Here is a 25,703-nt window from a genome sequence, read left to right on the forward strand (position 1 = left end):
TTCTTATATCTTTTATTATAATGACAAAAAAAATATTTTAATTGGGATAAATTAATAAAAATCATATTATTAATTATTTTGTTCCAATAGCCGGTGAACTTCTTCTTGATTGATCCCTGCTCTTACCATCACATTTTTTAATTCCATATGTAATATTCTGAATCTTTCATACGAACATTCATTTTTAAAACAACAACGACTGCATGTTGGACAAACTGCATTATTCCAGTTAATAAATATTTGCTTAGGTTTTTTAAACTCACCAAAAATCTTTTCGACTATTAGAGAACCATAAATTTTTGTTAAAACTTCTTTGTTCATCATAATGTTATCTTTTCGTTTTAATATAACAAAATAGTTCTTCAGACATCGTAAGTAAGAATTTATCTGGAAATCGTAATTTTTTTTACATAAAAGATTATCAATTACGTTAATTGCTTTGGTTAGCTCACCAAGTTTCCAGTATGCATAGATTAGAAAAGATGGCAAATTAATTTTCCCCAAAAATGATTTTGAAGATAAAGGAAGCCCCGTTAACGATAACAGATTACTATCGTAACCTAACCTAAGTAGATTTTCAATATACGAAACCGTAATTCTCAATCTTTTATTAGAAACGCGATCTATAGATCTTAACACCGAGGCTACCGAAACTTCTTCTTCAACTACCCTCAGTTTAGTATAGCTGAAATATCTAATTTCCGATATACCGGGTATTATTATTTGAAATGTTGGGAATTTTAAATAACTATTATTTCTAATCAATAATTTCCAGTTCATTTTTTTAATGAAATCAATTAGATAATTTAAACAATCACGATTGTTACGGAAACTTCGAACATAATTTTGCCTATTATATTGAAAGGTATAACAATCACTGAAGAAAACATTCGGCAAAACCGTCATACTCCGGAGGTCATAATACTCAAGGGACTTTTTTGATATTTCAATGCTTTCCTCAATATCGAATGGCCTAGCATGATGTAATTTCCACTTTAAATTTAATTGTAACAACTCTGTAAGAGCCCTGTTCAACGCCATTCGTAAATCAGGATGAGCACCAAAGGAGATTAAATATTTATTAGACACTTGATCAAACAGCAGAATTGCAATAACAGGAAGATTAATGTTTAAAGAGCAATCTCTAACTTCAACAAAGTAATTTTTATTTTGTCTAATTTTTTTTAAAATCAAATATTCATTAGTAAAGTATTTTTGAAGCAATAACTCTGGGATTCGCGGGGGATTAATTTCATTCTGAATAATCTTTATTTTAGCAAATCTTTCAAATATCTCTGATATTCCTTGAACGATAGCTTCTTCAAATGTATTTCCGGCACACATTCCATTACTACCATAAAACAATGGAGTAAAAACAGATGGAAGATAAACAATTGAGTCAGAAAAAACATCATAGTATGGTATACAAAGAAGATCTGTTTTATAAAAAGATTGGAATTTCAATAATTTACGTAAATAGGGAATCACCTTATTTTTATTTAAGTGGGGGAATTTATTGATTATTTCTGGTGGCATTTCTTTTATAAAAGTGGGTATATCTATGAATTTTTCATCAGGAGTGACAAAAAAATTACAGTGCTTTGCTAACTTTTTGTCAAAGCTATAAAATAAATCGAGAGGATATAAAATTTGATTTTGTAGTCGTTCCATTAGCTCACCATAAGCGCTAGCAAGTGCTTCTTTGTATGTAACACCTTTGCCGTATACACCCCAATTGGTTTTTTCATCTATAGTTAAATGTAAAGAACAAGTATCAGCACATGAAAAATACCATTTTTTTTCAATAGGAAAAAGACCCAGCGGTTTCAAAATTGTCCTTATATTAGTAACTGTTATTTCTGGCCTTTCATCCTTATAACCAAACATATTGATTTTTTTTCAATAAATAAGATTTAAATTTCGACATATAAATAACATTATATGACGAATAAATACAAACAGTTTTATTAAAGGAATAACTTATGTTCTTTTTCATTATCCAATAATCTAAACCCATCTATCTTTACTTCTTCTCCTTTATATGTAAATTTACATACTTTAAGAAGTGCTAGTATTGTTCCTCTTATTATATCACCGAGATTGCCAGTTGAATTTATGCAATTTTCGTCAGCTGGTAGCTCAAATCGATAGATATAATCACCCACTTCGTCTGTATTCTTGTAATTAATATTCATTTCTAAAACTCAATTCGCGTACAGGGCAATAGGAAAACTCTATACCCAGTTTTTCGCTCAATTTCAGTATATGGTACACCACTAAAATCTCGCCCCCAACCAGCCACAAAAGTTCGAGGTATTACCACTGCTTCAGGCTTAAATTCTTCAACAAAAGAAGTATTAAGTAGTCGACAAAAATCTTCAACCATCATTAAATCTCCAAGAATAATGTTTCCACCCCAAAAATAATTTTTTGTCGTAATAAATTTAACATCACAATTGTTAAAGAAGATCTCTAGGTTAATAAACTCTCTTAACTTGTTTAACTGCTTCTTCATAAGGGGCGATACAAAAACAACAATACGGGAGAATTCTTTAGACAGAATCAATTGTTTAAGTTTCCTTAAAGCAGGGATATAAATTGAATTACACATAAGCACTCCCCAAAAAGAGCCTAGGGTAGTCGAATAACCCTTTGGTTTGTACGGATATGCATATTTCTTATCTCCAAATTCTCGTAAAGAAAAAAATTTTTTTTCACTACCCCTTCTTACAAACAAGTTGCACACTTTCTTACCGTTTTTTTGTATTTTCATCATTTCTCTAATGAATCCATTGCGTGAAAAAATTTTCTTATCATTAATAGCCAATATAACATCACCACTTTTTAAACCGATATTGTAAGCTGGAGAATTTTTGATAATACCATCAATCACTGGTGAAATTGAAGAAATCCAGTAGGAATTAATATCTAAAATTATCGGCATATCATAGTTGTTTCTAATTTTGCAAAAAAACGTTCTAATTTTACACCAGTGTGTCTTCATGTATGATAGGCTATAAGAAGTTGGTTTGTTATATTTATTAAATCCAGGGAGAAATAAAACAACATAGAGTGCTTCCATTTTTTGGAGAAAATCTAAACTTTTTCGAACATCATTGAAACTAATTTCCGGCCACATAAGAATGCTTCCTATATAACTTATTTCATAAGCACGAACAAGAGAAATTCCTTTAACTACATTTTCGTGACATCCCCCTCCCATAATTTGCTTTCGAAGATTTACACAGGTGGAATTCAGTGAAATATTTAGATGGATGGGCTTTAAAGATTCTAATCTTTTAATAATTTTTTTAGTTAAAAAAGTTCCGTTCGTTGTTATTTGAATTGGAGATACTGGATCTTTTTTCCGAGCCTTCTCCAGGATTCGAATAGCATATTTGTTCAGAAAAAATTCACCGGTACTCACATAATAGTCGAATAATCCTTTTTTTTCCAATGCATTGTAATATTTTATCCTTGTATTTGCTTCATCAAGACTCATCATATAATTATGGTCATCTAGCGGACTATTTTTACGATAACAATAAATACATGAACAATTACATTTTGAAGAAAGAACACGCAAACCTTCAAAGAGCGATGTCGTTTTTCTTGTCCAGAATTTTAACTTCAGTCTAAAACCTGTTATAATTATCCTCTTTTTATTTTTATCAAGAAAATAAAATTTTTGTAATATTATTAACAAAATTTCTTTTATCATTATTATAACCGGTTCGGTAAATCTTATATAGTGATATGGAGTATAATTTAGCCCTGTATGTTCTGTTACGATGGCTGACTTGAAATTATTTTTGGAAGCGAGATATTTTATGTCATATATATTAATTTTTTTACCATTTTCATCTTCAAATTCTATAACTTTACTGAATGTTTGGAAAATTGTTGCAATATATTCCCTAACAACTACAGTCGGTTCCATTAATGCTCCTTTTTTATATGAAAGATATAAAAATAAATGATAGGAACAATTAAAATAAATAAAAATGATATTCCTAACACAGGACGGAATCCTATTTTATCACTCAAGCCAAAAACGATGGAGCAAAGTATCGTCGAAAACCCAATCATTAAGCTGTTTACAGAAAGAGCTGTGGCTCTTATATCGTCTGATAAATATTTGTTTATTAAGGATTGAAATAAAGGACGTTGCATTGCATAAAAGAACATATAGAAAATAAAAACAACAATATATGCCACTTTATACATAGCAGATAAATTTACCATTATTACAACCATTAGACTAACAATTACGGATTCAACTACTAGACTTTTAGCTTCATTTTTAAAAATACTATTTAAATTACCGGCATATTTTGCGCCAAGTATTGCACCGATTGTCGTTAAACAAGTAATAATTCCAAAATATGTTTTGTCAACACCTAATCTGTAATTGAAAAACGGCTGCCAAACGAGTGATATTACTCCAGAGGATGCAAAGAAAAAGAATAGGGCAAAATTGAGCAGGAGTAATACTTTTCTGGAATACATAACTTCCATACCTTTTTTTATTGTTTTAAGATATTTCCTATAGGCGTCCACTACCGACAACTTTTTTCTTCTTCTCTTATCAACTCCAACCATCAGTATAAACATACCGAGAGTTATTGTCCCCATCCCCATAAAAAGCCAGAGTTCCTTGAGAAATTTATTAGCAACAAGAATACTGCTGAGAATAAATCCAGTTAATGAACCGATATAACTTATCGACTCAATTTTACTCCAATAGTGAACGACGTTTTCCTCTCCATTAGAAATAGATTCAGCATACCATGCTTCCAGTGCTCCAGAGCAGAATGTCGCCATGATCCCTTTAAGCAGAAAAACTAAAAAAAATTGATATTTATGAATCACAAAGTACATCAGGAGAGATAAAAAACCACCTCCAAGAAAGGATACTGCAACAGATTTTTTGCGTCCTACCAGATCTGCGTAAGCACCGGTTGGTATTTCAAAGATCAAAACACCTAGGTAATGTATAACAAACATCAATCCTATGTCTTGTGAATCCAAACCACTTTCATAGAAGTATAAGATTAGATAGGGACCGATTATTCCATTGATAAATGACGAAAAAAAATAAATATAATTAAAAATTCTCATTCTATGTATTGAGGTGAAAACATTTATATGGGTTACTTAAAAATTTTTTATGACTAAGGTAATTGTAAGCTATACATCGTGGAGATGGACAATAAAGGAAATCAGCACATTTTGAACAAATATAATTATTTGATTTAAATAAATATTGCACATAACTTCGTATAGTTTTTGATTTCGTATTGTTCCAAATTTTTTTGATCGGTTGTTCTTTTACATTCCCCAGAATTATTTCACGCGTAGTATTTACTCCAAAAATATTACATGGAACAACATCGCCACTGGGAAGAATTGTTAAACTCAGAGAAACTGCACAAGAGTTTACTTTACTTTGTGTGTAAGCCGAATCACCTTCAATTATTACATCAGGATATTTTGTTCGTAGTTCTAGTATTTTTTTATTTACATATTCAATTTCTCTGTAAGTAGGAATATATTCTTTTAATTTTTTCGCTCGCCCCCATTTTTTAAGCCGGTGGAATGCAATTTTCTTAATTCCTATTTTTCGTAGTAAGTTAACAATATTTTCTATATAAAGATAATTTTGTTTTCCATAAGTTATCTTAACCACTATTTGGTCAGCCCGACCTGAATTCACAAGCATTCTTAATGCTTTGGTAATTTTAAAAAAGGTACCATAGCCGCGTAAATCATCGTTCATTGAAGCATTCGAGCCTTCTATAGAAATATTAAAGGATTTTATATTAAATCTTTCCAGACGTTTAATAAATTTTATTTGGTTTAATAAAATTCCATTTGTCGAAAGTCCAATTTCTATTTTTCGGCGAGAGAATTCTTCTAAGAGTACGAAAAAATCTTTATGCAAAGTTGGTTCACCTCCACTGAATGCGACAAAAAAAATTTTTTCTTTTTCCATTTGAGCAGCAATATTTAATATCTCTTCAGTTAACATTTCATTACCCTCGCCTGGGATAGTTCCATACAAACAATGGTTGCACTTAAGGTTGCACTTATATGTAAGAAGAATTTCTAAACTTATAGGTACCCTCAATGATAATGATCGTTCAAAATAATTACAACTACTTTTATCTGGTTTATTATTATAAGATAACCAGTGTTTTTGAACCACGTGAAGCAATTCATTTATTTTTTTCTCCATGATGCCCACTGGAACATTATATCTATTAGCCAGAACCATCGGAATTCTATCGTACGATCTGTCTTTTTGCATTTCTTTAAGAATATAATAAAGTAAAAGAGTCCTGTAAACAATGATATATGAATAATTACGTTTGTCAACTATTAACGTACTATTATTTTCTCTTCGGAAATTTATAAATTTTATGAAAGAAAATTGCTTCATAATTTAGTTAATAAATTATGTAAGAGGGGAAGATAACCTTCCCCTCTGTCAAAATCAGCGTTGATGGTAAGGAGCACTACATTGTGTGCAAGCTCCGGTGCCTCCGAATTGAATAAATCCCTCATCATTCAGTTCAGAGAGCAGTTCTGCGAGAATTAACTCTTTCTCCGTAGAATTTTCTTTCACTGTTTTTTGCATTTTTACCTCCTTGTTTGTATTTTTAATATATGTCCACTTGTGCCCCTAACAATAAAAACTCACTGATTTTTTAACAGATTAGTTAAAACATTACTTAAGTGAGCACATAAGTCAGGGCCAAACTCTTCTAGATCTCTTTTTCATTAGAGATCATATACTTAACTTGCAATTTTTGTGCCAGAATTTTATCCTGAAATTTCAAGACTTTTTTCTGGGTTTGTGACATTTTTGTCACAGATTTTTTGAAAAAAATAGGGCAAAATCACGCAGTGCTTTATTTTACAGTACTTTGCCGTTGTGACATTTTTGTCAGTGGTTTTGACATAAAATGTCAAAACCCCAAAAATCAGCCGATTTTGAACAACTATTTTTAAAATCTCCCGAAATCACAGGGGAATTCAACAACCCTCCCTGCATTTTTCTCTCCATCTTCATTTTCACATTTAGTCAATTGACAAAATGTGAAAAATGATAAAAGACAAATAGATGATTTACTGAGTTATCGAATTAAAACTATTTTTCTAACCTGTATTTGCTAATTTGCAAAAATATACACCATCTGGTAGTACATTACCCGATTTATCTGTGCCATGCCTCAGTCTTTACTTCCAACTTTAGCTCCAGATTCAAAAAGACGATTTTCCAGTATTCTGAAAAACGGGATAAATAGAATTTCTGTCCGGTTAATATATATCGTTGTATCAAGCGTAAGATTTACCACCAGTGCTTTCCCCGGTTTATATTTATCCACAAAGCTTCTCAACGCCCTGGGAATTTTTGGTATTGTTAATTTTTTATATTTAACCTCAACCGGAATAAGGCCTTTTCCCGAATCAATCACAAAATCAACTTCTGCTTTATCCTTTGTGCGCCAAAAACAGATTTTTGACGAACTCATTTTGATCTTCTCTTTCAAAGCATTGAAAACAAAATTCTGAAAGACAAAACCCATATCTTTCAGGCCACCGAAATCTCCGGATGCAAAATTCCTCAAACCGAGGTCATAGAAGTAAAAGATCGGTGATTTCGTAATTTCTTTTCGAATATTTTTAAAATAAGGAGATATTCTCTGAATGATAAAAGTCTTTTCCAGATACCAAAGATAGTCTTTTACGGTCTTAACAGATATGCCCAGTGTCGACGACAATTCCGAAAGATTCACCAGACTCCCAATCTGAGCCGCCATTACCTTCGCCAGATTACTGAACGCTTCAGTCTTCTGGATCTTCAATAGATAATAGATATCTCGTTCAATATAACTTTGATAGATTTCGTTCATTACTTTCCGCTTCTCTATCAGTTCTTTCTCGAGAACAATCCGCGGGTATCCACCAAAATTTAAATATTCTTCAAGAAGGTCATAAACCCGACTGCTTTCTACCGAGAAAAAATCCGCAAGTCTGTTTTCATACTTATATTCAGTTCTAAAATTCGTAAACTCTTCAAAAGACAGAGTTGAGAGTTCAAAAAGCCTCTTCCTCCCTACGAGTGATTCGTGAATCTTTTCTTTCAACTCCACACTCCCCGAACCCGAAGTGATGAATTTATGCGGCAAGTTCATGTCGTAAATTCCCTTCAAGAACAGTCCGGCATTCTCTTTCCGTTGAATTTCATCAATAAAGATAAATCCCTTCTGTTCGCCTATCTCCAATTCGATCTTCTTTACCAACCTTGACTGGGAACTGAAAAATTCTTTATCCTCTTCAATATCCAGGTTCAAAAAAAGAGTCTTTTCTCCTTTCTTTTCCAGGTAATCTTTAAGCAAAAGCATCAGGGTAGTCTTTCCTGCCTGCCTCGGCCCCACGATAAAACTGATTTCCTTCCTGGAAAGGTGGGCTTTAAGTTCTTTAAACAACTTTCTTTTAATCATATTACCATTTTAGTCCGATTTTTAAGAAAGTCAAGTACCGAATTTCTCGGGTTAATGGCCTCTGAACCAATCACCTTTGTTCATGATCAAACCTTGAGTCAAAAACAACTCTGGTTTCCATAAGTTATTTTAATTGATCAGCGCTATCAGAATTCACAAAAGTCCTTGGTTCATCCATCACTCAGTTCTTCTCCGCTTCTTTGATGCAGCGGTAGACCTGTCGGATGCTGAGATCCAGAAGTCGACTGACTTTTTTCACGTCCCGGCTGTGGGCGAGAAACGTTTCATAGACCAGATTCGCCCGATAACGCCGCACCTTTTCTTTCAGGGAAACCGGCTGGCCGGTCTTCAATCCGATGTCGTCCGCATCAATGTACTCTTTCCGACAGGTTAAAAACGCCTGTCTTATGATCCCTTCCAATTCCCGGACATTCCCCGGATAGTCGTATTCCATAAGCAAAGAGACCGCTTCTTCGGTCAGACCGGCGATGAATCCGTGATGGTTGTCCTTTAACTTCAAAAGAATGTGCTCAATCAAATTAGGGATCTCCGCCTTTCTCTCCCGAAGCGGCGGGATATTAATCACCGGTGTGTTTATACGGTAATACAGGTCTTCCCGAAACTTTCCTTCTCTGACCATCTTTTCCAGATTGCGGTTGGTGGCGAAGATGAATCGTACGTCGATCTTTTTCTCTTTATTCCCACCCAGCGGAGAGACCTTTTTCGTCTCAAGTACACGCAGGAGTTTACCCTGAACATCAAACGGTAAATCGCCGATCTCGTCGAGAAAGAGTGTACCGCAGGATGCGTATTCAATCCGTCCAACTCGATCATACCGGGCGTCAGTGAACGCCCCTTTAGAGTACCCGAACAGTTCTGCTTCAAAAAGGGTATCAGGAATCGCAGCGCAGTTCACCACCACGAAACGTGCTGCAGCACGGTGGCTGGCATTATGGAGCGCCGACGCAATCAGTTCCTTGCCGGTACCGCTTTCTCCAACAATCAAAATGTTAATGTCCTGCATTGCAAGATGTCGGATCTTTTGCTTTATTTCATTCAACCCGATGATGTCTTCAGTGGTGTACGGAGCAAAGACCGCTTTGATTTTTTTGTCTTTTTCTAATTTCTCTTTGAGCGGCTCGAATAGAAATAAAAATTTATTGCTGTACTGTTTACGGGTGACCATAAACGACGATTTCGTACGTCGGGAATAAACGATCTCATTGGAAATTCTGTTTGAAGAAAAAAGGTCGATGTTGAAATCCCCCCGAATATTTTCACCTCTGCCAATCTCCAGGATCTGGCGAGCCCTGAAATTGACGTACCAGACCCGGCCGTTCTGTTCGGTCAGAACAATACCGTTATTGAGCAGATCACACACGGAAATAATGAAATTGCCCTGAGTTATCTCGGTGTATTCCCGGCTGATGAGATGCGCCAGTGTCTTGACGAGGGCGAATGTATGAGGATGGCTTTTACGGTTGGGATGAATAATAACGATGATCCCCAACAGAAGACCGCTGTCAATTACCGGCGCAGCAAAGCAGGAACCGTTCCTGAGGAATTTCGTAAAATATTCAGTACCGGAGACATAGAACGGTTTTCGTGTTTTCAAACAGAGAGATGCTGCGTTTGTACCCGCGTCTTCCTCGCACAGGAACGCGCCCTCAACAAGTCCGTACTTTTTTCTACTGGCTAAGACCTTACGGGGACCGACGATCTTCAATATGCAGCATTCAGAATCAAGGAGAGCGGTCAAAGAACCACACTCTTTAAAGGTTTCTGCCATAAGCATCATATAAGGAAGCGCGGCGTCAAGCAGGAATTTATGCCTCTTCTGTCTCCTGTGCAACTCTGTTTTGTCGACCCTTCTACGTAATCTCTTTACGTCGGGATTCAACCCCATTTCCCGACAGCGTTTGATTGACTCTTTGATTATACTCTTTCTCTTATTCATCTCTTCCCTTTTTATCTATCTTTAAACTTTACCGACTAAACAAAAAGGTACAAACCGACCCGTTCTTCAGAACCAGATCAGCTCGTACCTTCTCTCAGTTTGATTATACAAAAATTCAGAACAAAGTCAATTATCAGTGTGATACTTAAGTGTAACAGGAAAGATATTCGCAACAAATCCGTCTTTTTATTCAATAAAAAAACAGCCCCGACAGAGCTGTTCTTTCATAACCTGAGTCGGGACTGTTGTAATTCTACTCGCTCACATCAAGCGCAAAACAGGTAACCGTGCGCTGGATGCCCTCCACTCCTCTGATGTCGTTGATGATAATGGACTTAAGTTCATTTAGATCCTTGCCTTCGGCATAGCAGATCACATCATGAAGTCCGGTTACGACATGGGCGTGTTTTACACCGTTTATTCTGTTCAGGGCGTCAACAACATCACCCTCTTTCCCTGTTGCAGTATTGATTAATAAATAAGCAGCAACTGACATTGCTTCCTCCTTTTTTATTGTTCCCGGTAATTATACCAAATATCAAAGCGAGGTCAAGATAAAAATTGTGTGTATTCTGTTTTGGTCAGCGTTCAGGCATGGCAGTGATTCGGACTATTCCATCTTTTCAATCATCTTTACCAGATCTTCAAGCCTTGCCATAATCTCTTTAATAAGATCGATCTTCAACCAGTAATGACGTACCCGCCACTTTATATCATAGCGCACCAGGTCAAGATCACGCAGAACACGAAGAACGTGGGAGATCGTCGGAACGCTGATGCCGAGAATGTGAGCGAGCTGCTCCGGAGTTTTTTTCCCTTTTTTAAGGATGTGGAGAGTCTCGTACGCCGTGGGATTTGCCAGGGCACGGCAGATGCGCGACGCCCGGTAACGGACCTCTGGTATCTTTTTCTTAGCCATATACCATTATATCTCATTTTCACATTTTGTCAATTGACAAAATGTGAAAATGATAATCATCCCTTGACGAGGCACTTGATTTCTTTTATAATTAAGTACATAATAGCTATATGATAAATAGCTATATAATAGTTAATAGTCATATGATAGTTATATAGTCGTGAGGAATAAGTGTGTCACAACGAAAGAAAGTAGAGGACAAAAGTTGAAAGGTGATGCATAAAAATCAATGATGAGAGAAAGAGGGGAGAAGACGACAAAGGTCCAATACTACGGGAATGAGCAGTACGAATTGAATCCGCAACAGGGCAGGAAAAACGGATAAAAGAGGAGGTGTATCATGCGTATAAATAACCGTGTGCCTTATATGGCTGTAATTTTATTTGCAATGCTTCTGAATACAGTCAGAGCCCAATATTTCTATACATTTGTCGCAACCACGGAATCGTTCGACGCCACGCTGTTCAACAACAGTCATAAGATAGCCGTCAGAAAAGAGATAAACGGTGAAGATACGGTTTCAGTGGTCTTTCACAGTGCAGACAGTGTAAAGTTCATCTACTCAACAAACAGAGGAACCACGTGGCAGGGGTTGACGACCCTCGGGCCCGGTATTTTCCCGGCGATTGACGTGGATTGCTTCGGGTTCCGCCATATCGTCTGGCAGCAGTTGGATACAATATCCGGAACTTATAACATCTATTATGATTGTCTTGAGGATTATGCTCCGCCGGTCAATATCAGCTGCTCTGCGGAAAATTCAATCACTCCGGACGTCGTGGTTGATTCATCCCTTACAGCACACATTGTCTGGACCGAACAAGAGGGGAATTATAATAAGATACTCTACCGAAACTGCAAAGCCGGTTCTCTAGGAACGATCTTTCAGGTCAGTCCGGACTGGACCAATACCACGCACACCCTGCCTTCGATCGGTATTTTTGCTCCTGACAACCAAGTCTATGTGGTGTGGGACGGAATCGACTACGGCAGTTATTCTCCTTATTTGATTCTTTATAGATACATGGCAGATACTGTATGGTCGTCAGTCGACTGGATCTGGGGCCATTACAAACCGACCCAGCATTCTTCAATTGATTACGACCACGGCGAAGATTCATTATCCGGTTGTTATGATTATGAAGATGAATACAATAACAATTATGAAGTTCACTTTTTCATGGGTAATGGCGGAGGGTATTCAACGCCCGGCGATTCCAAATTTCCGGTTGTTTCCACAGTAACGACAGCATGGTCGTATCTCTTCTGGCAGGAAGATTCTGCTGGTGTTGTTGACATCTATTATAATACTTATTATTTTAACAGCGGCTGGAGCAGTGGAACAATCCGCACTCTGTTCAACATTAATGAACCTGTCCGCGCACCCAGTTGCTGTGGTGCATCCATGATCTGGACACAGGGCAGCAGTCCGCCTTACAGTATCTACTTTGCTGACTTCAGTTATCCGGTAAATACTGAAGAAGTAAGGAAAAGAAACACTCAGCAGGGAGTTCTGGAGATCACGCCCAATCCCTTTACAAACAAAACAGTGATTTCTTATAGAGGCGAAGTATCCAGCATCAAGATCTTTAACACTGCAGCAAGGTTGGTTAAAGAATTTAACAGCTCAAGCTTACCTTTGTTAAAGAAGATTGTGTGGGACGGCACCACTGATTCTGGAAAAGAAGTTCCCCCTGGTACTTATTTCTGTGTTTTAAAGAACAGCAGAAAGCGGATTGTGAAGAAAGTCGTCAGATTAAGATAAGATTAAATTATAAATTCAAACTCCGGGGCATTGTGCAGGGTTGCAAAGACACCGCAGTATTTATCCTTAGAGAGTTCAAACGACCGTAAAAGGTCTTCCCGGCGATAATCACCCTTGCATTCGAATTTCAATTTTATCTTTTCGTATCTCTTTGGATGTTTTTCTGCACGTCGGCCTTCAATAGTAACCTCAAAACTTTTTATTTTACCGCCTTTTTTCTGAAGGATCGCAACAATATCCATTGCCATACAACCTGCCTGGGCGACCAGAAGCAGATCCATGGGCCGAAATCCCTGGTCATAACCACCGATCTTTACTGCGGTATCGACAATCAGCTTGTGTCCGTAGTCGTCCTCAGCCGTGAACTGAAGACCTTTATTCCAGTGTAACCTTATCACAGAACTTCCTTTTAAAGAAATGCCTTTATTCTTTTAATAAAGAATCAATAAAGGCGTCAAACTGGGCTTCAAGCTGCGGCGAAAACCCGACCTGAGTCTTTCTTATCTTCCCTTTTTTATCCAAGATGAATATGTTGGGAATCGCCCTTACTCCGTAATCCGCCGCCACGTTTTTGTTGTCGATCAAAATAGGGTAAGGAATCTGGTGCTCGTCCCGATAACCGAGCAAAGTGCTCTTGTCTTCCCGGCTGATGCCCAGTACGACAAAACCCTGATCATTATATTTATTGTACAGCTTGATAAATACGGGAATGCTGCTTCGACAGGGCAGACACCAGGTCGCCCAGAAATCAATAAGCACGACCTTTCCCTGCAGTGACGAAAGGGTGATCTCTTCGTTGTCAATACTGGTTAAAGTGAAGTCCTTGGCTGAGGACGTATTTGATTTCGCCTTGTCCGCTGAAGGACAGGCGAGAAATAACAGAGCAACGATCAACAGACTCAACCATTTTATTCTCTTCATCTTTTCCTCCAGTGTTATTGCCCCTCTATGTAAGGCTTTAATTTCTTTAAAATCTGGGCCTTTGGAACCGCACCGATGATTCGGTCAACTTCTTTTCCCTGTTTAAAGATGATGAGCGTCGGAATATTCTGTATCCCGAATTCATTCGCCGTCTTTATTTCATTATCGACATTTACCTTTCCCACTTTCAGTTTACCGTCATACTCTTTTGCGATTTCTTCTAAAATAGGGGCGACCATGGAGCACGGAGCACACCATATTGCCCAAAAATCAACAATATAAGGGAGTTCTGATTTTTCTACTTCCTGATGGAAGTCGCTGTCAGTTAATTCCCTGACCATAATAACCTCCTTCAATTGATTTATCCTGCATTTTGTTTACTGTCCAAGTTAAACCGAATTTCGACCTCAAAAAACTTTCTCTGAAAAAGCCCAATGTTTCACGTGAAACATTCCTAAAAACTCTGTTCATAACCAAGCCTTATCATCCTGTTCAACTGAAAGTTCCCACGGCTGTTTCCCAGCAGGTCGCGCAAAGCAAATTCAAAGAAGAGCTCTTCATAAAAGATGAACTTCAGAGAGATGTTCAAATAACCCATATTATGATCCCTGGGATCTCCGAAATTAGGGCTGTAATCCACAATAAAAGCCGAACCAGTACCGAACTGCAGTGAAGAGCCGAAGAACAGATCAAACTGATTTTCGCCTTCTAACGAGTAATTCAAGCCAAAACTCGGGACAAAACTCAATCCCGGATAAGAAAACGTCTTTCCGACCTGGGCGTATAGCCACTTGGCACGGATATCGTATCTAGTGCCGTCATATTCTCCGTATCCCTGATTATCAAAACCGAAAATCAGCTTCGGCACGGTAATTCCCTCTTCCACTGCCACGATCTTCGCCTGCACACCCGGCAATTCATAAAATTCCGGGTTTCCTGCACCAATGAGATTAGAAGCGCCGTAACTTATTCCGAATCCAAAGCGGTCCCAGACTCCGATATTGAAAAACCCGATTATCTCTCCGACCGGCCCAAAACGAAGCTGAATATCAAAAGAGGCATGTTCTGGGGTGCTCAAATACGGCTGGTCAACATAGTATAGATTAAATAATAAAAAGACAAAAAGCATTTTTAAAACCTCCTTTTTATGGTGAGATTGCTCATATTCGGCCGTATATCTTCAGAGAAACCTCACCTACAATCTCTTTAATCTGAGCCAGAACATGGGGTGCAGGGCTTATCTTTATCGACTTGGAACGGAAATTGCGCGATTCTTCTTTGCCGTTTATTTTGAACCACACCTCACACTCACCACGGTTTGCTTCCAGGAGCTCACGCAGGTGCTTCAGATTTTCCTGAGGCAGTGTGTCGGTGTTAAAGTTGATGAATATCTTTTTATAATAATTACGTGCGTCTTTAAATAAGACGACGTGTTCGGCACGGATCGACTTTCGGTCTTCATCACCGGAAATCTTCCCCTTTATTATGAGCGGCGTGTCGATCTTTAAAAGGGGTGCATACTTTTCAAAATTGTCAGAAAAGATGAAGACGTCGATTGAACCTTCAAAATCCTCAAGATTGATTATGGCGTAATTCCTGCCCTTTTTGTCCTTTTTCACCTTTTTTGCATTGAGCAAACCGCCGATTGTAATGTAATCACCGTCCTTTACACTGTTAAGACTGCTTATGGGAACGAGACCCAGCGCGGAAAATTCCTCTTTATAATTCTCTAGGGGGTGTTTTGAAAAATAGAAGCCGAACGCCTCTTTTTGAAAGAAGATCGTGTCTTCGTCCTTTTCACTGTCGTTCTTATTGTTATCGTTATCTTCAGGGTCCACAGCAAAGAGGCTCTGCTGGGTACCGATCTCTTTTTTGCCGCGCTGGAATGTCTTGAGGAGTTTTTTGATGTCAGGTTCAAAACACTGGAATGCGCCGGCTTTGATCAATGATTCAAGGGACTTGCGGTTAATTCCCTTGGTTCTTGTCTGGAAATCAAAAAAAGACGTAAACGGACCGCGTTGTCGTTCTTTAAGCACTGCGAGCACTATCGGTTTACCCAGGTTTTTCAGGGCGCCGAGTCCGTATCTGATGTTCTTACCCTCTTTTTTAAATCCGTAATCACTCTTATTGATGTCCGGCGGTAAAACGTCAATCCCGAGCCTTCGTGATTCCCTGATTAAAATCCACAATCTTTTGGTATCGTTAATCTCACTGTTCAGGGATGAAATCATAAACTCCTGGGGAAAATGGCACTTCAGATAAGCGGTCTGATTTGCCAGAGCAGCGTATGCCGCGGCGTGCGACTTATTAAAACCATAACCCGCAAAAGGTGCCACTCGATTAAATATCGTCTCGGCGACCTCGGCAGAAAGACCATTCTGTTTTGCTCCCTGGATAAATTTCTCCCGGTTTTCATCCATTAACTCGGGAATCTTTTTACCCATGGCGCGGCGCAGATTATCAGCTTCAGCCATGGTAAAACCGGCAATGCGCGAGGCAATCTGCATCACCTGCTCCTGGTAAACAATCATACCATAAGTTTCTTTTAAAATGGGTTCTAACAACGGATGCATATATTTAATCTTTTCCGGATGTTCTTTATTCTCAATCAGTTTCTGGATATTACCCATAGGTCCGGGCCGATACAACGCAATCACGGCGATCAACTCTTCAAAGTTTTCCGGTTTAAAGCTCCTGAGGATCTCCTGCATTCCCTGACTCTCAAGTTGAAATACTCCCACTGTCTCTCCGCGTTTTAGCATTTCATAAGTCTGTTTGTCGTAGATCGGAATATCACCGACCTGTCTGCCGATGAGCTTCAGGGTGTCATCGATCACAGTCAATGTCCTCAACCCCAGAATATCCATCTTAAGGATGCCGATGTCTTCAAGGGAGTTCTTAGCATACTGCGTGGAGATTTCTTTTTTATCAGGACTTTTGTACAGCGGGACGTATTCAACCAATTCTTTGGGGGTGATGACCACGCCCGCTGCATGGGTCGCAGGATGACGGGCAAGCCCTTCTAATTTCCGGGCGATGTTGAATAATTCTTTATACTCCTCTTTTGTTTCAACCAGAAGTTTTAACTCTTTTACCTCATTCAACGCTTCATCAATCGTCTTGTGGAAAGGAATCAACTTGGCAAGCCGGTCGATTTCATTATAGGCGATCCCCATCACCCTTCCAACGTCCCGCACCACTGCCCTTGCCTGCATTGTTCCAAAGGTAATCACCTGGGTGACGTTCTTTTCTCCGTATCTCTGTCTGATGAAATCAATCACCTCGTCCCTTCTGGTGTCACCGAAATCAGCATCAACGTCAGGAAGACTAAGTCTGCCCGGATTTAAGAATCGCTCAAAGATAAGGTTATACTTTAAGGGATCGACATTGGTGATGCCCAGGGCATAGAGTGCCAGACTGCCCACAGCCGAGCCCCTTCCCGGGCCCACTGGAATTCCCCGTTTACGGGCGAAATCGATAATTTCCCGAACAATAAGAAAGTAACCGGACAAGCCCATTTTATTGATGATATTAAGTTCGTAATTCAGACGCTCTTCAATTCCCGGTGTGATGCGGTCGAACCTGTGGCGCACTCCTTCAAAGGTCAAGTACTTCAGATACTCAAAGTCAGTTTCAAAATTGGCTGGCCTGGGAAAACTGGGCAGCTTCACCTCTTTACCCGTAGTGTCGATCAATAGATTACACCTTTCAGCAATCAACTGGGTGTTTGTAATCGCTTCTGGCAGGTCTTCAAACAACTTCTTCATCTCCTCCGGCGGCCTGAAATAGGCCTGACGGGTTTCAAAACGCAGACGCTCCCGGTCAGACAGGGTCTTCTTTGTTCCGATACACAAAAGCACATCGTGCGCCTTATAATCATCCGGAGCAAAGTAATGGCAATCGTTCGTCGCAACCAGCGGTGCATCAAATTCTTTGGCGAGCTCGATTAAACTATTGTGAATATTCTTCTCCCTCTTCAATCCCAGACGCATGATTTCTATATAAAAATTGTTTCTGCCGAGGATGTCCTGATATTCCTGGAGTGCCTGGCGTGCTCCTTCAAGATCACCGGCGCCGAGCTTATAAGGAATCTCACCTTTAAGACACCCTGACAGACCAATGAGTCCTTTATGGTGTTTCATCAAAAGTTCTTTGTCGATACGGGGCTTGTAATAAAACCCTTCCAAGTAGGCGGCAGAAGAGAGCTTTATCAAATTTCTGTACCCGGTCTCATCTTCACAGAGCAGGGTAAGGTGAAACGACGACTCAGGGATCCGCAGGTTTCTTGACTGATCAAACCGCGACCTCGGAGCGATATAGGTTTCAATGCCGATGATCGGTTTTATACCCCGTTTGTGGGCGCTCTTATAGAACTTAATCGCACCGAACATATTTCCGTGGTCAGTGATCGCCAGTGCCGACATCTTGTATTTCGCCGCCAGCTCGGTAAGCCGGTCGATCTTCATCGCTCCGTCAAGAAGTGAATACTCGGTGTGATTGTGAAGATGAACAAAAGACATAACTAAAATTTACACACCCGCCTGCCCGGCTGCAGAAGGACACATCTTATATAGTGTGTCACTTCTACGAATAACACTATATATAGTGTTCGGGACCGGACAACCCGCCTTTTCTTCTTAAATTGTTTCATCGAACTTGGCTTTATCAAGGGGCAAGTGCAGGGGATTGGCGCAATATATCTCCTTGCAGCGCGGACATAAGACAAAATCAAATTCTTTATAGACCTCTTCCTCGATCAATTCCTCGGGATATGATTTTATCTTTTCGAATTCCTTGTCCAGATCAATCTTCTTGCCGTTCAAATTTATAACCCCGTCAAAGTCGGCGAAGACCTTGATCGTCAGTCTGTAGAACAGGTCGCCGGGATTTATCAATTTGCTGCACTTACTGCATCTCTGTGTTGACATGTAAAGGTACTTTATAAATTATGACAGTGCTTTAAGCACATGTCTACAAACTTCTTTTAACGTTTCAAAAACTCCGATTCCTTGAGTCGCAACAGCTTCAAAATATGGATATTTATTTTCGGGATTTAAAACCTTCTGTAATTCTTCGACCGAAGTTATATTGGGTAAATCCCTTTTGTTGTACTGAATGACAAATGGAATCCTGTCCAGGGATAGATTATAGGTCCTCAGGTTGTCCTGCATATTCTCGAGCGACTCTATATTTTCATCAAAACGTTCGATCTGTGAATCCGCGACAAAGATAATACCGTCAACACCTTTCAGAATAAGTTTACGTGACGCATTGTAAAAAACCTGGCCTGGGACCGTGTAGAGGTGAAACCGTGTTTTAAATCCGCGGATAGTGCCGAGATCGACCGGCAAAAAATCAAAGAAGAGCGTTCGATCAAGCTCTGTCGCCAGACTGATAAGCTTTCCTTTGATCGAAGGATTTAATTTGGTGTAAATATACTTTATATTCGTGGTCTTGCCGCCCAGCCCCGGTCCATAATAGACGATCTTGGCGTTTATTTCCCGTGATGCGTAGTTTATCAGAGCCATATCTATCCGTTACCTGATATATCCTGCCTTTGCTGACATCGCTTCGTGCTCATCCGCCCTTAGAATCCAAAGAGTTTATCCAGCTCTTCTTCAGCCGCTTTGGTGAAATCCGCATCGATTTCTTTGGATGGACCGGTCTCTTTCTCTAATTTATCGAATATCTCAGAGAAAATCTTTTCGAGCTCCGCCGCAGTGTTCTTCGCCTTCACCCTCACCAGGCCGAGGGTTGTACGTTGATCAAAAATTACCGCCAGGATTACGCGGTCGGCGATAAGACAGACGTAGAGGTTCTCTTTTTCCCCCTGGTGAAAGAGTGTTGAAAATTCCTTTTCCCCGATCAGCGACGCGAGTTGGCTTGTAGCCGCAAAGTCAGCAGCAGAAAGGGTTGCAAAAGATGATGTGTCGAGACTAGTGGTGTCACCGGCTGAGGTGATCAGCTGACCTGCTTTATCAATCAATAGAATGGTGCGGGCATTTGTGCCCTGCAGAAGCTGATTCAGGGTGTCGTTAATCGCCCAGAAATCTTCTTCAAAAATATTAATACCCTCACGCATTGTGTTATTATAAATATTATTTACGAAAAGTCAAGCCACTTTTTAATGCCCGCCGGAAAAAGCTTGAATCCGAATTTGGGGAGCTTTTTAAAGAGAAAACCCGGCTCAGTTTTATCGTCTGTTATGCCCCTGACGTTTTTTTGCGGCGTAATTTCAAAACAAATTCAGTCCAGTTTTATCTTTAAACTAACCGCAGCGCATTGTTCTGTTGACATAATCTTAAATCTGATTATACTTCCATTTATCCATGGATGGAAAAAATGATACTTTTATTGAGTATTTTAAAGTTGTAATCAACCAACGAAAGTCTGTCTTAAGAAACACGATTATTATAACAATCATTGCAATCATCGTCAGTTTTCTATTAACTCCGCAATTCACCGCCACAGCAACAATATTGCCTCCAGGCACAGAACAGACGACATCCCTGGATCTAACTGTCGGAGGTCTATCGACCGGGAACGCAGGTATTCCCGCCTTAAGTTCGATTCTTCCCGGTTTGGCAACTCCTTCAGATCTCTATACGGCGATAATGAAAAGCGGTAAAGTAAGAAGTAGAATAATAAAACAGTTCAATTTAAAACAGAAATTTAAAACCAGAACCATGTACGATACCCACAAAAAATTAACCGATATCACGCAGATAAAGATAAGCCCTGAAGGCATAATCTCGATAAGTGTAACATACAGAGATAAGTATCTTGCAACAAAAATAGCAAATGCTTATATAGAAGAACTCGATAAATTCAACAAAGAAATATCAATAACCTCGGCTAAAAAATACCGCCTGTTCATTGAAAAAAGACTTAAAGAAGCTGAAGATTCTCTGGCCAGGGCAGAGGAAACACTGAAAAATTTTCAGAAGAAAAATCGAACCGTCGCCCTTGATACTGAGATTAAAAAAGTAATCGAAACTATTGCGTCTTTGAAAAGCAGAGTTATTTTAAAAGAGGTGCAGAAAAAAGCGGTAAGTGGGATCGATAATCCATATATTCAAAGTATCGAACGAGAATTAAGAGAAATGAGAAAACAACTTGCGAAAATTGAATTCGGCAGCAAGACGAAGAAGAGAGATGAGTTCGGCGCAGGCTTTTCGATCCCGCTCTCTGAACTTCCTGAGGTTTCTTTAGAATATGCGAGATTACTGAGAGACGTTAAGGTTCAAGAAGCGGTGTACGAACTACTGGCCCAGCAATACGAACAGGCAAGGATAATGGAAGTGAAAGATACGCCCACAGTTCAGATTCTGGATAAAGCCCGGATTCCTGAAAAGAAATCATCTCCGAATCGACGATTAATCGCACTGCTGGCTCTTTACTGCGCTGTTACTTTCAGTGTAATGTATGCAATCACATTTCACCGTTATTCTAAAAGCGACAGCAAGAACGCTCTAAAGAGATTTATAAATGAAATCCACCGTGATTTCAAACACACCCGTACAATAATCCACTCTTTTATGAAAAGGTCCGCATAATGTTAAAGACGCAAACATCATCCTCTTTCGAAATAAAACCCACGCTCTTTTTCACGATTGTTGCTTTGCAAATAGGCTTCGGCCTGCTGTTTTATCATTTCTTCAAACCCGTCCTGATTGCACTCTTTATACTCTCTTTCTTTATTTTAATTCTATACAACATTGAGTTATCTTTCTTGTTGATCCTGGCGATAATCTTTCTCGTCCCGGGTCACGGGCATGAAATTCCTCCGCTCAACCTCGGAATCGAACTTAAATTCATATGGTCGGCGCTGTTGGTCGTCATCATATTTCTATTAATTGAAATAATAACCAAACAGAGAAGATACCAACCGACGCACCTGAAAATACCCATGTTGTTCTTCTGCAGTTATCTCGTTGTTACCACCCTGATGGGTATCCTGAGGGGATGTGAAACTGAACTTATCAGAAGGGATTTTCTGACCCTCTCTTTGTTTTCTTTATATTTCTTTATCCCTTCATTGATGCAGGGGAAAAAAACATTCAGATATTTCATGAACATCCTCATTTTTATCACGGCCATTGTCGCCTTACAATACCTTATCATCTTTATTCTCAACTTAACCGGAGGAACCTTTATCAGAATCAAACCGAATCAGGGATTGGTCTTTATATTCACAATACCTTTAATATTCAGCTATCTTCTTATAATGAAGGTTTCATTAATAAAAAGATTACTTCTCATAACGACGCTTATCTTGGCCTTGAGCGGCATCGCCATAACACTCACCCGGGGATTATGGATAGCGCTCACTATTGGAATTATAATCGTCCTCTTCCTCTTTCATAAAGAGGTCAACTGGCGGCGTGTATCCATAGTCGGAACAGTCATCATCGCAGGATTTATCATCACCATGTTAATCGTGGTCAAAATAATCGGTATTGATTTATGGACGTTTATCACCGCCCGTGCATCAACATTACTCACACTCAGCCAAATCCTTTCCATTAAACAACGGGTTCTGGCGAACCAGCTCGTTCTTGAACAATTCAAACATATGCCGATTTTCGGAAGTGGTCTTGGAAGTCAAATTTCATATAGTTTTATGGGTGGTATATTCAAGGTGCGGTGGATCGATAACTCTTACCTTATGCTCTTGTGGAAATTGGGCGTCGTAGGAACACTGCCTTTTTTTATCTTGATCGCATTTGCACTCATCCAAGCAGTCAGGGCATTCAAAAGCAGCTCAACAGGGATAATGAAAGCTTTTTCCGGCACAATGATATCTTTCCTCATTTCCTGGATAATCCTCGGTATTGCAAGTCCGTTGATGATTAAATATTTATTGAACGTTATATGGATCACCTTGATCGCCGTTATTATCAACCGAAATAATATTGCGTATGAATATAGCGATAATCACGCCTGATTTTTCAAGCAATTGCCTCGGCCGAAGTTACTTGCTTGCACAATTACTCCAGAGGTATCATAGAGTAAGCATCATCGGCCCGATCTTTAAGAATGAAGTATGGTTCCCTCTGGCAAAGGTCAGGGATGTCCCTTTTCTACCGATCCAGACACCTCTGAATCTTACACAATTCATTCTTAGAATAAACCGCATAATAAAAAAAATAAAAGGAGAGGTGATTTATATAACCAAACCTTTAATAACCAGCTATGGCCCGGCATTGATCGCCAAAAAGAAATTCAAACTGCCGTTGATATTGGACATCGACGATTGGGAAATGGCTCCTTTTAAAGAAAAAAATATTCTACAAAAATATCTACAGGCACTTTATCACATTAATAATCCCTTTTCTTTCTTTCCGTGTGCCGTTATGGACAAATACATCGCGCGGGCGGATTTAATAACAGTATCATCAAACAGTTTAAAGAAAATGTACGGGGGGTTAGTAGTGCCCCATTTGAGAAAAATCATTCCGCCAAAACCAGGAATGAAAAGTTCAAAAAAAACCGTTCTGTTTCTTGGAACTCCAAGGCCGCATAAGGGATTAAAAGAACTAATTGAGGCGTTCAAACTGATCCCCTATAATAACGTCGTTCTGCAAATCGTCGGATTTAATAAAAAAAGCGCCTACTGCCAAGAACTCAAGGCGTCAGCAAAAAGAGATAAAAGAATTCAGTTCCAGGATCAAGTTCGTTTCGATAAGATACCGGAATATATGGCAGGTGCTGATATCGTGGTCATTCCTCAAAAATACACTTCCTGCGGACAAACTCAGCTGCCGGCAAAACTCTTCGACGCGATGGCGTCGGGTCGGGCGATAATTGCAACCCGCGTCTCAGATATACCTGAAATAATCGGCGACGCCGGAGTTATTGTCGAACCCAACAATACCGCTGAACTTAAAAATGCGATGATTTCCCTGCTTGATTCACCTGAAAGAATCCGTGAATTGGGCGAAAAAGCGAAAGAGAGATATCGGAAATTCTACAGTTTTGATAAGATGAGTCAAAAACTAAATGATTATATCCTGTCAAACTTAAATGTCTGAATATTTCAAAAAAACATTCTCGGTTTTGTCAACCCAGGTTTTGATTCTACCTCTGACCGTACTTGCGGGTATTATCATTGCCCGATTTCTTGGACCGGCCGGGAAGGGGTCTCTGACGCTGATTGTACTTATTGCTACAACGATGAAACTTTTGGGGGGAATGGGAATGGAATTCGCCAATGTCTATTATGCAAGTAAAGAAAGGAAATCCTTACCTAACATAATAAGCAATAATATTGTGGTTTGGTTGTTTTCCACCACGGTTTTGATCTGTATTTTTATTCTCGCTCGACCGTTTCTGTGCACTTCCATACTGAAGAACATTCATCCTCAGATCATTAATTTTGCGATTATAGTCTTCCCTTTTATTCTCGGCTACGGTTTTGTTCAAACTCTTTTTCAGGGATTGGAGAAATTCAAGGAATACAATATATTGAGAATCAGCGAACCGGTTACGAAATTGACTCTGGTGGTGTTGTTGATTATAGTATTTAAGCTGAATATAAAAGGCGGCTTCATTGCAATCCTTCTCTCATATGTTGTCCCCGTGATATTGTCAATAGTGTTAATAAAAAATTATGTAAAATATCCGCTTTCAATCAACAAAAAACACCTGGTGAAAAGCATTAAATACGGACTAAAAGGACAGGTCGGTATCTTTTTCCAGTTTTTCAATTATCGCTTGGACATGTTTCTGGTCAGCTATTATCTCGACATCAGGGAAGTCGGACTATATGCCCTCAGCGTCGTGATAGCTGAATTTCTATGGTATATACCGAATTCCATATCAGTAACACTGTTCCCGAAGGTGTCAGCTAAAGATACACGGTCCGCAAACGAGTTCACTCGAAAAGTCAGTCGAACTTCAATCACAATAATGTTGATGGCGGGTTCGGTAATCTGTCTCGTCGCCCCTTTTTTAATAAGAATTTTTTACGGTGAACGGTTTATCGAATCCGTGATACCCCTTCGTATTCTTATACCCGGAGTTATTGCATTCGGCATGGTCAAAATTCTTACAGGACATTTACACGGCCGAGGAAAACCCCAGTATGGAAGTATCGTAACGGTCTGTTCGTTGTTATTAACCATTCTCTTTGATTTACTGCTGATTCCAAGATTGGGTATCACCGGAGCTGCATTGGCGACAACCTTTGCTTATCTCTTTTCATTCGTTCTTACGCTGGTCTTTTTTGTTAATGTAACCGGACTTTCCTTAAAAGAAATATTGATTCCAGACTTCGGCAGCGTTTATCTCGTCCTCCGGCGAATATTCAGAATGAAGAAGTAGTATGCGTAAAATACTTTATTACAACACGTTCAGCACTATCGGCGGTGGTGAAATATCTTTACTCTCGCTTATCAAAGGGCTCAAGGAGCAGTTCGAAATTATCGTCGCCTGCCCACCGGGTGATTTTCCAGAAGTGTTGAATAATGTCGGAATAAAAGTCATTACAGTAAAAACCGATATGCTGAAACCGATAAGAATGAGATGGCATAATCGGTATTGGGGATTGAATTTATTTACCTGTTTATATGACGTCTTCCTTTTTATGAAAAATCTTTTCCGATTGAATAAAGTCATAAAATCAACTAA

The 25,703-nt window shown here is 39.2% G+C and carries 23 protein-coding genes; 6 read left to right on the forward strand and 17 right to left on the reverse strand.

The window, feature by feature from the left end; genetic code table 11:
• Positions 1–69 precede the first annotated feature (69 nt).
• The 9 genes from ENI34_08050 to ENI34_08090 all read right to left on the reverse strand — a co-directional run bounded on the left by ENI34_08050 (position 70) and on the right by ENI34_08090 (position 11,386).
• On the reverse strand, positions 70–1,887 hold the full coding sequence (locus ENI34_08050; protein ID HEC79074.1) for a hypothetical protein: 1,818 nt from the start codon (positions 1,885–1,887) through the stop codon (positions 70–72).
• Positions 1,888–1,967: 80 nt separating this feature from the next.
• On the reverse strand, positions 1,968–2,195 hold the full coding sequence (locus tag ENI34_08055) for a hypothetical protein (protein HEC79075.1): 228 nt from the start codon (positions 2,193–2,195) through the stop codon (positions 1,968–1,970).
• Positions 2,196–2,197: 2 nt separating this feature from the next.
• Entirely contained in the window at positions 2,198–3,940 is a 1,743-nt protein-coding gene (locus ENI34_08060) for a radical SAM protein (protein HEC79076.1), read from the reverse strand.
• Entirely contained in the window at positions 3,940–5,121 is a 1,182-nt protein-coding gene (locus ENI34_08065) for an MFS transporter (protein ID HEC79077.1), read from the reverse strand. The genes ENI34_08060 and ENI34_08065 overlap by 1 nt, the downstream gene beginning before the upstream one ends.
• Position 5,122: 1 nt before the next feature.
• On the reverse strand, positions 5,123–6,442 hold the full coding sequence (locus ENI34_08070) for a radical SAM protein (GenBank protein HEC79078.1): 1,320 nt from the start codon (positions 6,440–6,442) through the stop codon (positions 5,123–5,125).
• Between the two features lie 793 nt (positions 6,443–7,235).
• Positions 7,236–8,510 (reverse strand): ATP-binding protein, encoded by a 1,275-nt coding sequence (locus ENI34_08075; protein ID HEC79079.1) that lies wholly within the window; start codon positions 8,508–8,510, stop codon positions 7,236–7,238.
• 181 nt (positions 8,511–8,691) lie between these two features.
• Positions 8,692–10,467 carry a sigma-54-dependent Fis family transcriptional regulator gene (locus ENI34_08080; protein ID HEC79080.1) on the reverse strand — a complete coding sequence of 592 codons (1,776 nt, stop codon included), beginning with the start codon at positions 10,465–10,467 and terminating at the stop codon, positions 8,692–8,694.
• Between the two features lie 253 nt (positions 10,468–10,720).
• The gene (locus ENI34_08085) at positions 10,721–10,963 is read right to left on the reverse strand and encodes an Lrp/AsnC family transcriptional regulator (protein ID HEC79081.1); all 243 of its coding nucleotides are present in this window, start codon (positions 10,961–10,963) and stop codon (positions 10,721–10,723) included.
• 114 nt (positions 10,964–11,077) lie between these two features.
• Entirely contained in the window at positions 11,078–11,386 is a 309-nt protein-coding gene (locus tag ENI34_08090) for an ArsR family transcriptional regulator (protein HEC79082.1), read from the reverse strand.
• 340 nt (positions 11,387–11,726) lie between these two features.
• Between ENI34_08090 and ENI34_08095 the strand changes: the two genes are divergently transcribed.
• A complete protein-coding gene (locus ENI34_08095) occupies positions 11,727–13,151 on the forward strand; it encodes a T9SS type A sorting domain-containing protein (GenBank protein HEC79083.1) in 1,425 nt (474 codons plus the stop codon).
• 2 nt (positions 13,152–13,153) lie between these two features.
• Here the strand turns inward: ENI34_08095 and ENI34_08100 are convergent, their stop codons facing one another.
• The 8 genes from ENI34_08100 to ENI34_08135 form a co-directional block, all read right to left on the reverse strand.
• Complete coding sequence (locus ENI34_08100; GenBank protein ID HEC79084.1) at positions 13,154–13,549, reverse strand: OsmC family peroxiredoxin; 396 nt, start codon at positions 13,547–13,549, stop codon at positions 13,154–13,156.
• Between the two features lie 25 nt (positions 13,550–13,574).
• Positions 13,575–14,072 carry a TlpA family protein disulfide reductase gene (locus tag ENI34_08105; GenBank protein ID HEC79085.1) on the reverse strand — a complete coding sequence of 166 codons (498 nt, stop codon included), beginning with the start codon at positions 14,070–14,072 and terminating at the stop codon, positions 13,575–13,577.
• Between the two features lie 14 nt (positions 14,073–14,086).
• Positions 14,087–14,413 (reverse strand): thioredoxin, encoded by a 327-nt coding sequence (trxA, locus tag ENI34_08110; GenBank protein HEC79086.1) that lies wholly within the window; start codon positions 14,411–14,413, stop codon positions 14,087–14,089.
• A gap of 113 nt (positions 14,414–14,526) precedes the next feature.
• A complete protein-coding gene (locus ENI34_08115; GenBank protein HEC79087.1) occupies positions 14,527–15,201 on the reverse strand; it encodes a hypothetical protein in 675 nt (224 codons plus the stop codon).
• 31 nt (positions 15,202–15,232) lie between these two features.
• On the reverse strand, positions 15,233–18,592 hold the full coding sequence (locus tag ENI34_08120; protein ID HEC79088.1) for a DNA polymerase III subunit alpha: 3,360 nt from the start codon (positions 18,590–18,592) through the stop codon (positions 15,233–15,235).
• 117 nt (positions 18,593–18,709) lie between these two features.
• Positions 18,710–19,000, reverse strand: a complete 291-nt coding sequence (locus ENI34_08125; protein HEC79089.1) for a hypothetical protein — start codon at positions 18,998–19,000, stop codon at positions 18,710–18,712.
• An 18-nt stretch (positions 19,001–19,018) separates the two neighbouring features.
• Entirely contained in the window at positions 19,019–19,600 is a 582-nt protein-coding gene (locus ENI34_08130; protein ID HEC79090.1) for a gliding-motility protein MglA, read from the reverse strand.
• Between the two features lie 59 nt (positions 19,601–19,659).
• The gene (locus tag ENI34_08135; protein ID HEC79091.1) at positions 19,660–20,154 is read right to left on the reverse strand and encodes a roadblock/LC7 domain-containing protein; all 495 of its coding nucleotides are present in this window, start codon (positions 20,152–20,154) and stop codon (positions 19,660–19,662) included.
• 247 nt (positions 20,155–20,401) lie between these two features.
• Between ENI34_08135 and ENI34_08140 the strand changes: the two genes are divergently transcribed.
• The 5 genes from ENI34_08140 to ENI34_08160 form a co-directional block, all read left to right on the forward strand.
• Positions 20,402–21,628 (forward strand): hypothetical protein, encoded by a 1,227-nt coding sequence (locus ENI34_08140; protein ID HEC79092.1) that lies wholly within the window; start codon positions 20,402–20,404, stop codon positions 21,626–21,628.
• Positions 21,628–23,019 carry a hypothetical protein gene (locus ENI34_08145; protein ID HEC79093.1) on the forward strand — a complete coding sequence of 464 codons (1,392 nt, stop codon included), beginning with the start codon at positions 21,628–21,630 and terminating at the stop codon, positions 23,017–23,019. Before ENI34_08140 ends, ENI34_08145 begins: the two co-directional genes overlap by 1 nt.
• Entirely contained in the window at positions 22,994–24,106 is a 1,113-nt protein-coding gene (locus tag ENI34_08150; GenBank protein ID HEC79094.1) for a glycosyltransferase family 1 protein, read from the forward strand. The genes ENI34_08145 and ENI34_08150 overlap by 26 nt, the downstream gene beginning before the upstream one ends.
• On the forward strand, positions 24,099–25,397 hold the full coding sequence (locus ENI34_08155; protein ID HEC79095.1) for a hypothetical protein: 1,299 nt from the start codon (positions 24,099–24,101) through the stop codon (positions 25,395–25,397). Before ENI34_08150 ends, ENI34_08155 begins: the two co-directional genes overlap by 8 nt.
• 1 nt (position 25,398) lies before the next feature.
• Positions 25,399–25,703: hypothetical protein (locus ENI34_08160; protein ID HEC79096.1), on the forward strand; the 305-nt coding region annotated here is incomplete at its 3' end.

It is taken from the genome of candidate division WOR-3 bacterium, from assembly GCA_011052815.1.
Taxonomy (GTDB): domain Bacteria; phylum Hydrothermota; class Tepidihabitantia; order SM23-42; family SM23-42; genus DRIG01.

Bases quoted from the DNA above. Each gene is read 5' to 3' on its own strand.
- ENI34_08055 (HEC79075.1), bottom strand. From the start codon at position 2,195: ATGAATATTAATTACAAGAATACAGACGAAGTGGGTGATTATATCTAT.
- ENI34_08145 (HEC79093.1), top strand. From the start codon at position 21,628: ATGTTAAAGACGCAAACATCATCCTCTTTCGAAATAAAACCCACGCTC.
- ENI34_08125 (HEC79089.1), bottom strand. From the start codon at position 19,000: ATGTCAACACAGAGATGCAGTAAGTGCAGCAAATTGATAAATCCCGGC.
- ENI34_08065 (HEC79077.1), bottom strand. From the start codon at position 5,121: ATGAGAATTTTTAATTATATTTATTTTTTTTCGTCATTTATCAATGGA.
- ENI34_08080 (HEC79080.1), bottom strand. From the start codon at position 10,467: ATGAATAAGAGAAAGAGTATAATCAAAGAGTCAATCAAACGCTGTCGG.
- ENI34_08105 (HEC79085.1), bottom strand. From the start codon at position 14,072: ATGAAGAGAATAAAATGGTTGAGTCTGTTGATCGTTGCTCTGTTATTT.
- trxA (HEC79086.1), bottom strand. From the start codon at position 14,413: ATGGTCAGGGAATTAACTGACAGCGACTTCCATCAGGAAGTAGAAAAA.
- ENI34_08070 (HEC79078.1), bottom strand. From the start codon at position 6,442: ATGAAGCAATTTTCTTTCATAAAATTTATAAATTTCCGAAGAGAAAAT.
- ENI34_08155 (HEC79095.1), top strand. From the start codon at position 24,099: ATGTCTGAATATTTCAAAAAAACATTCTCGGTTTTGTCAACCCAGGTT.
- ENI34_08115 (HEC79087.1), bottom strand. From the start codon at position 15,201: ATGCTTTTTGTCTTTTTATTATTTAATCTATACTATGTTGACCAGCCG.
- ENI34_08130 (HEC79090.1), bottom strand. From the start codon at position 19,600: ATGGCTCTGATAAACTACGCATCACGGGAAATAAACGCCAAGATCGTC.
- ENI34_08050 (HEC79074.1), bottom strand. From the start codon at position 1,887: ATGTTTGGTTATAAGGATGAAAGGCCAGAAATAACAGTTACTAATATA.
- ENI34_08095 (HEC79083.1), top strand. From the start codon at position 11,727: ATGCGTATAAATAACCGTGTGCCTTATATGGCTGTAATTTTATTTGCA.
- ENI34_08090 (HEC79082.1), bottom strand. From the start codon at position 11,386: ATGGCTAAGAAAAAGATACCAGAGGTCCGTTACCGGGCGTCGCGCATC.
- ENI34_08140 (HEC79092.1), top strand. From the start codon at position 20,402: ATGGATGGAAAAAATGATACTTTTATTGAGTATTTTAAAGTTGTAATC.
- ENI34_08120 (HEC79088.1), bottom strand. From the start codon at position 18,592: ATGTCTTTTGTTCATCTTCACAATCACACCGAGTATTCACTTCTTGAC.
- ENI34_08135 (HEC79091.1), bottom strand. From the start codon at position 20,154: ATGCGTGAGGGTATTAATATTTTTGAAGAAGATTTCTGGGCGATTAAC.
- ENI34_08085 (HEC79081.1), bottom strand. From the start codon at position 10,963: ATGTCAGTTGCTGCTTATTTATTAATCAATACTGCAACAGGGAAAGAG.
- ENI34_08075 (HEC79079.1), bottom strand. From the start codon at position 8,510: ATGATTAAAAGAAAGTTGTTTAAAGAACTTAAAGCCCACCTTTCCAGG.
- ENI34_08150 (HEC79094.1), top strand. From the start codon at position 22,994: ATGAATATAGCGATAATCACGCCTGATTTTTCAAGCAATTGCCTCGGC.
- ENI34_08060 (HEC79076.1), bottom strand. From the start codon at position 3,940: ATGGAACCGACTGTAGTTGTTAGGGAATATATTGCAACAATTTTCCAA.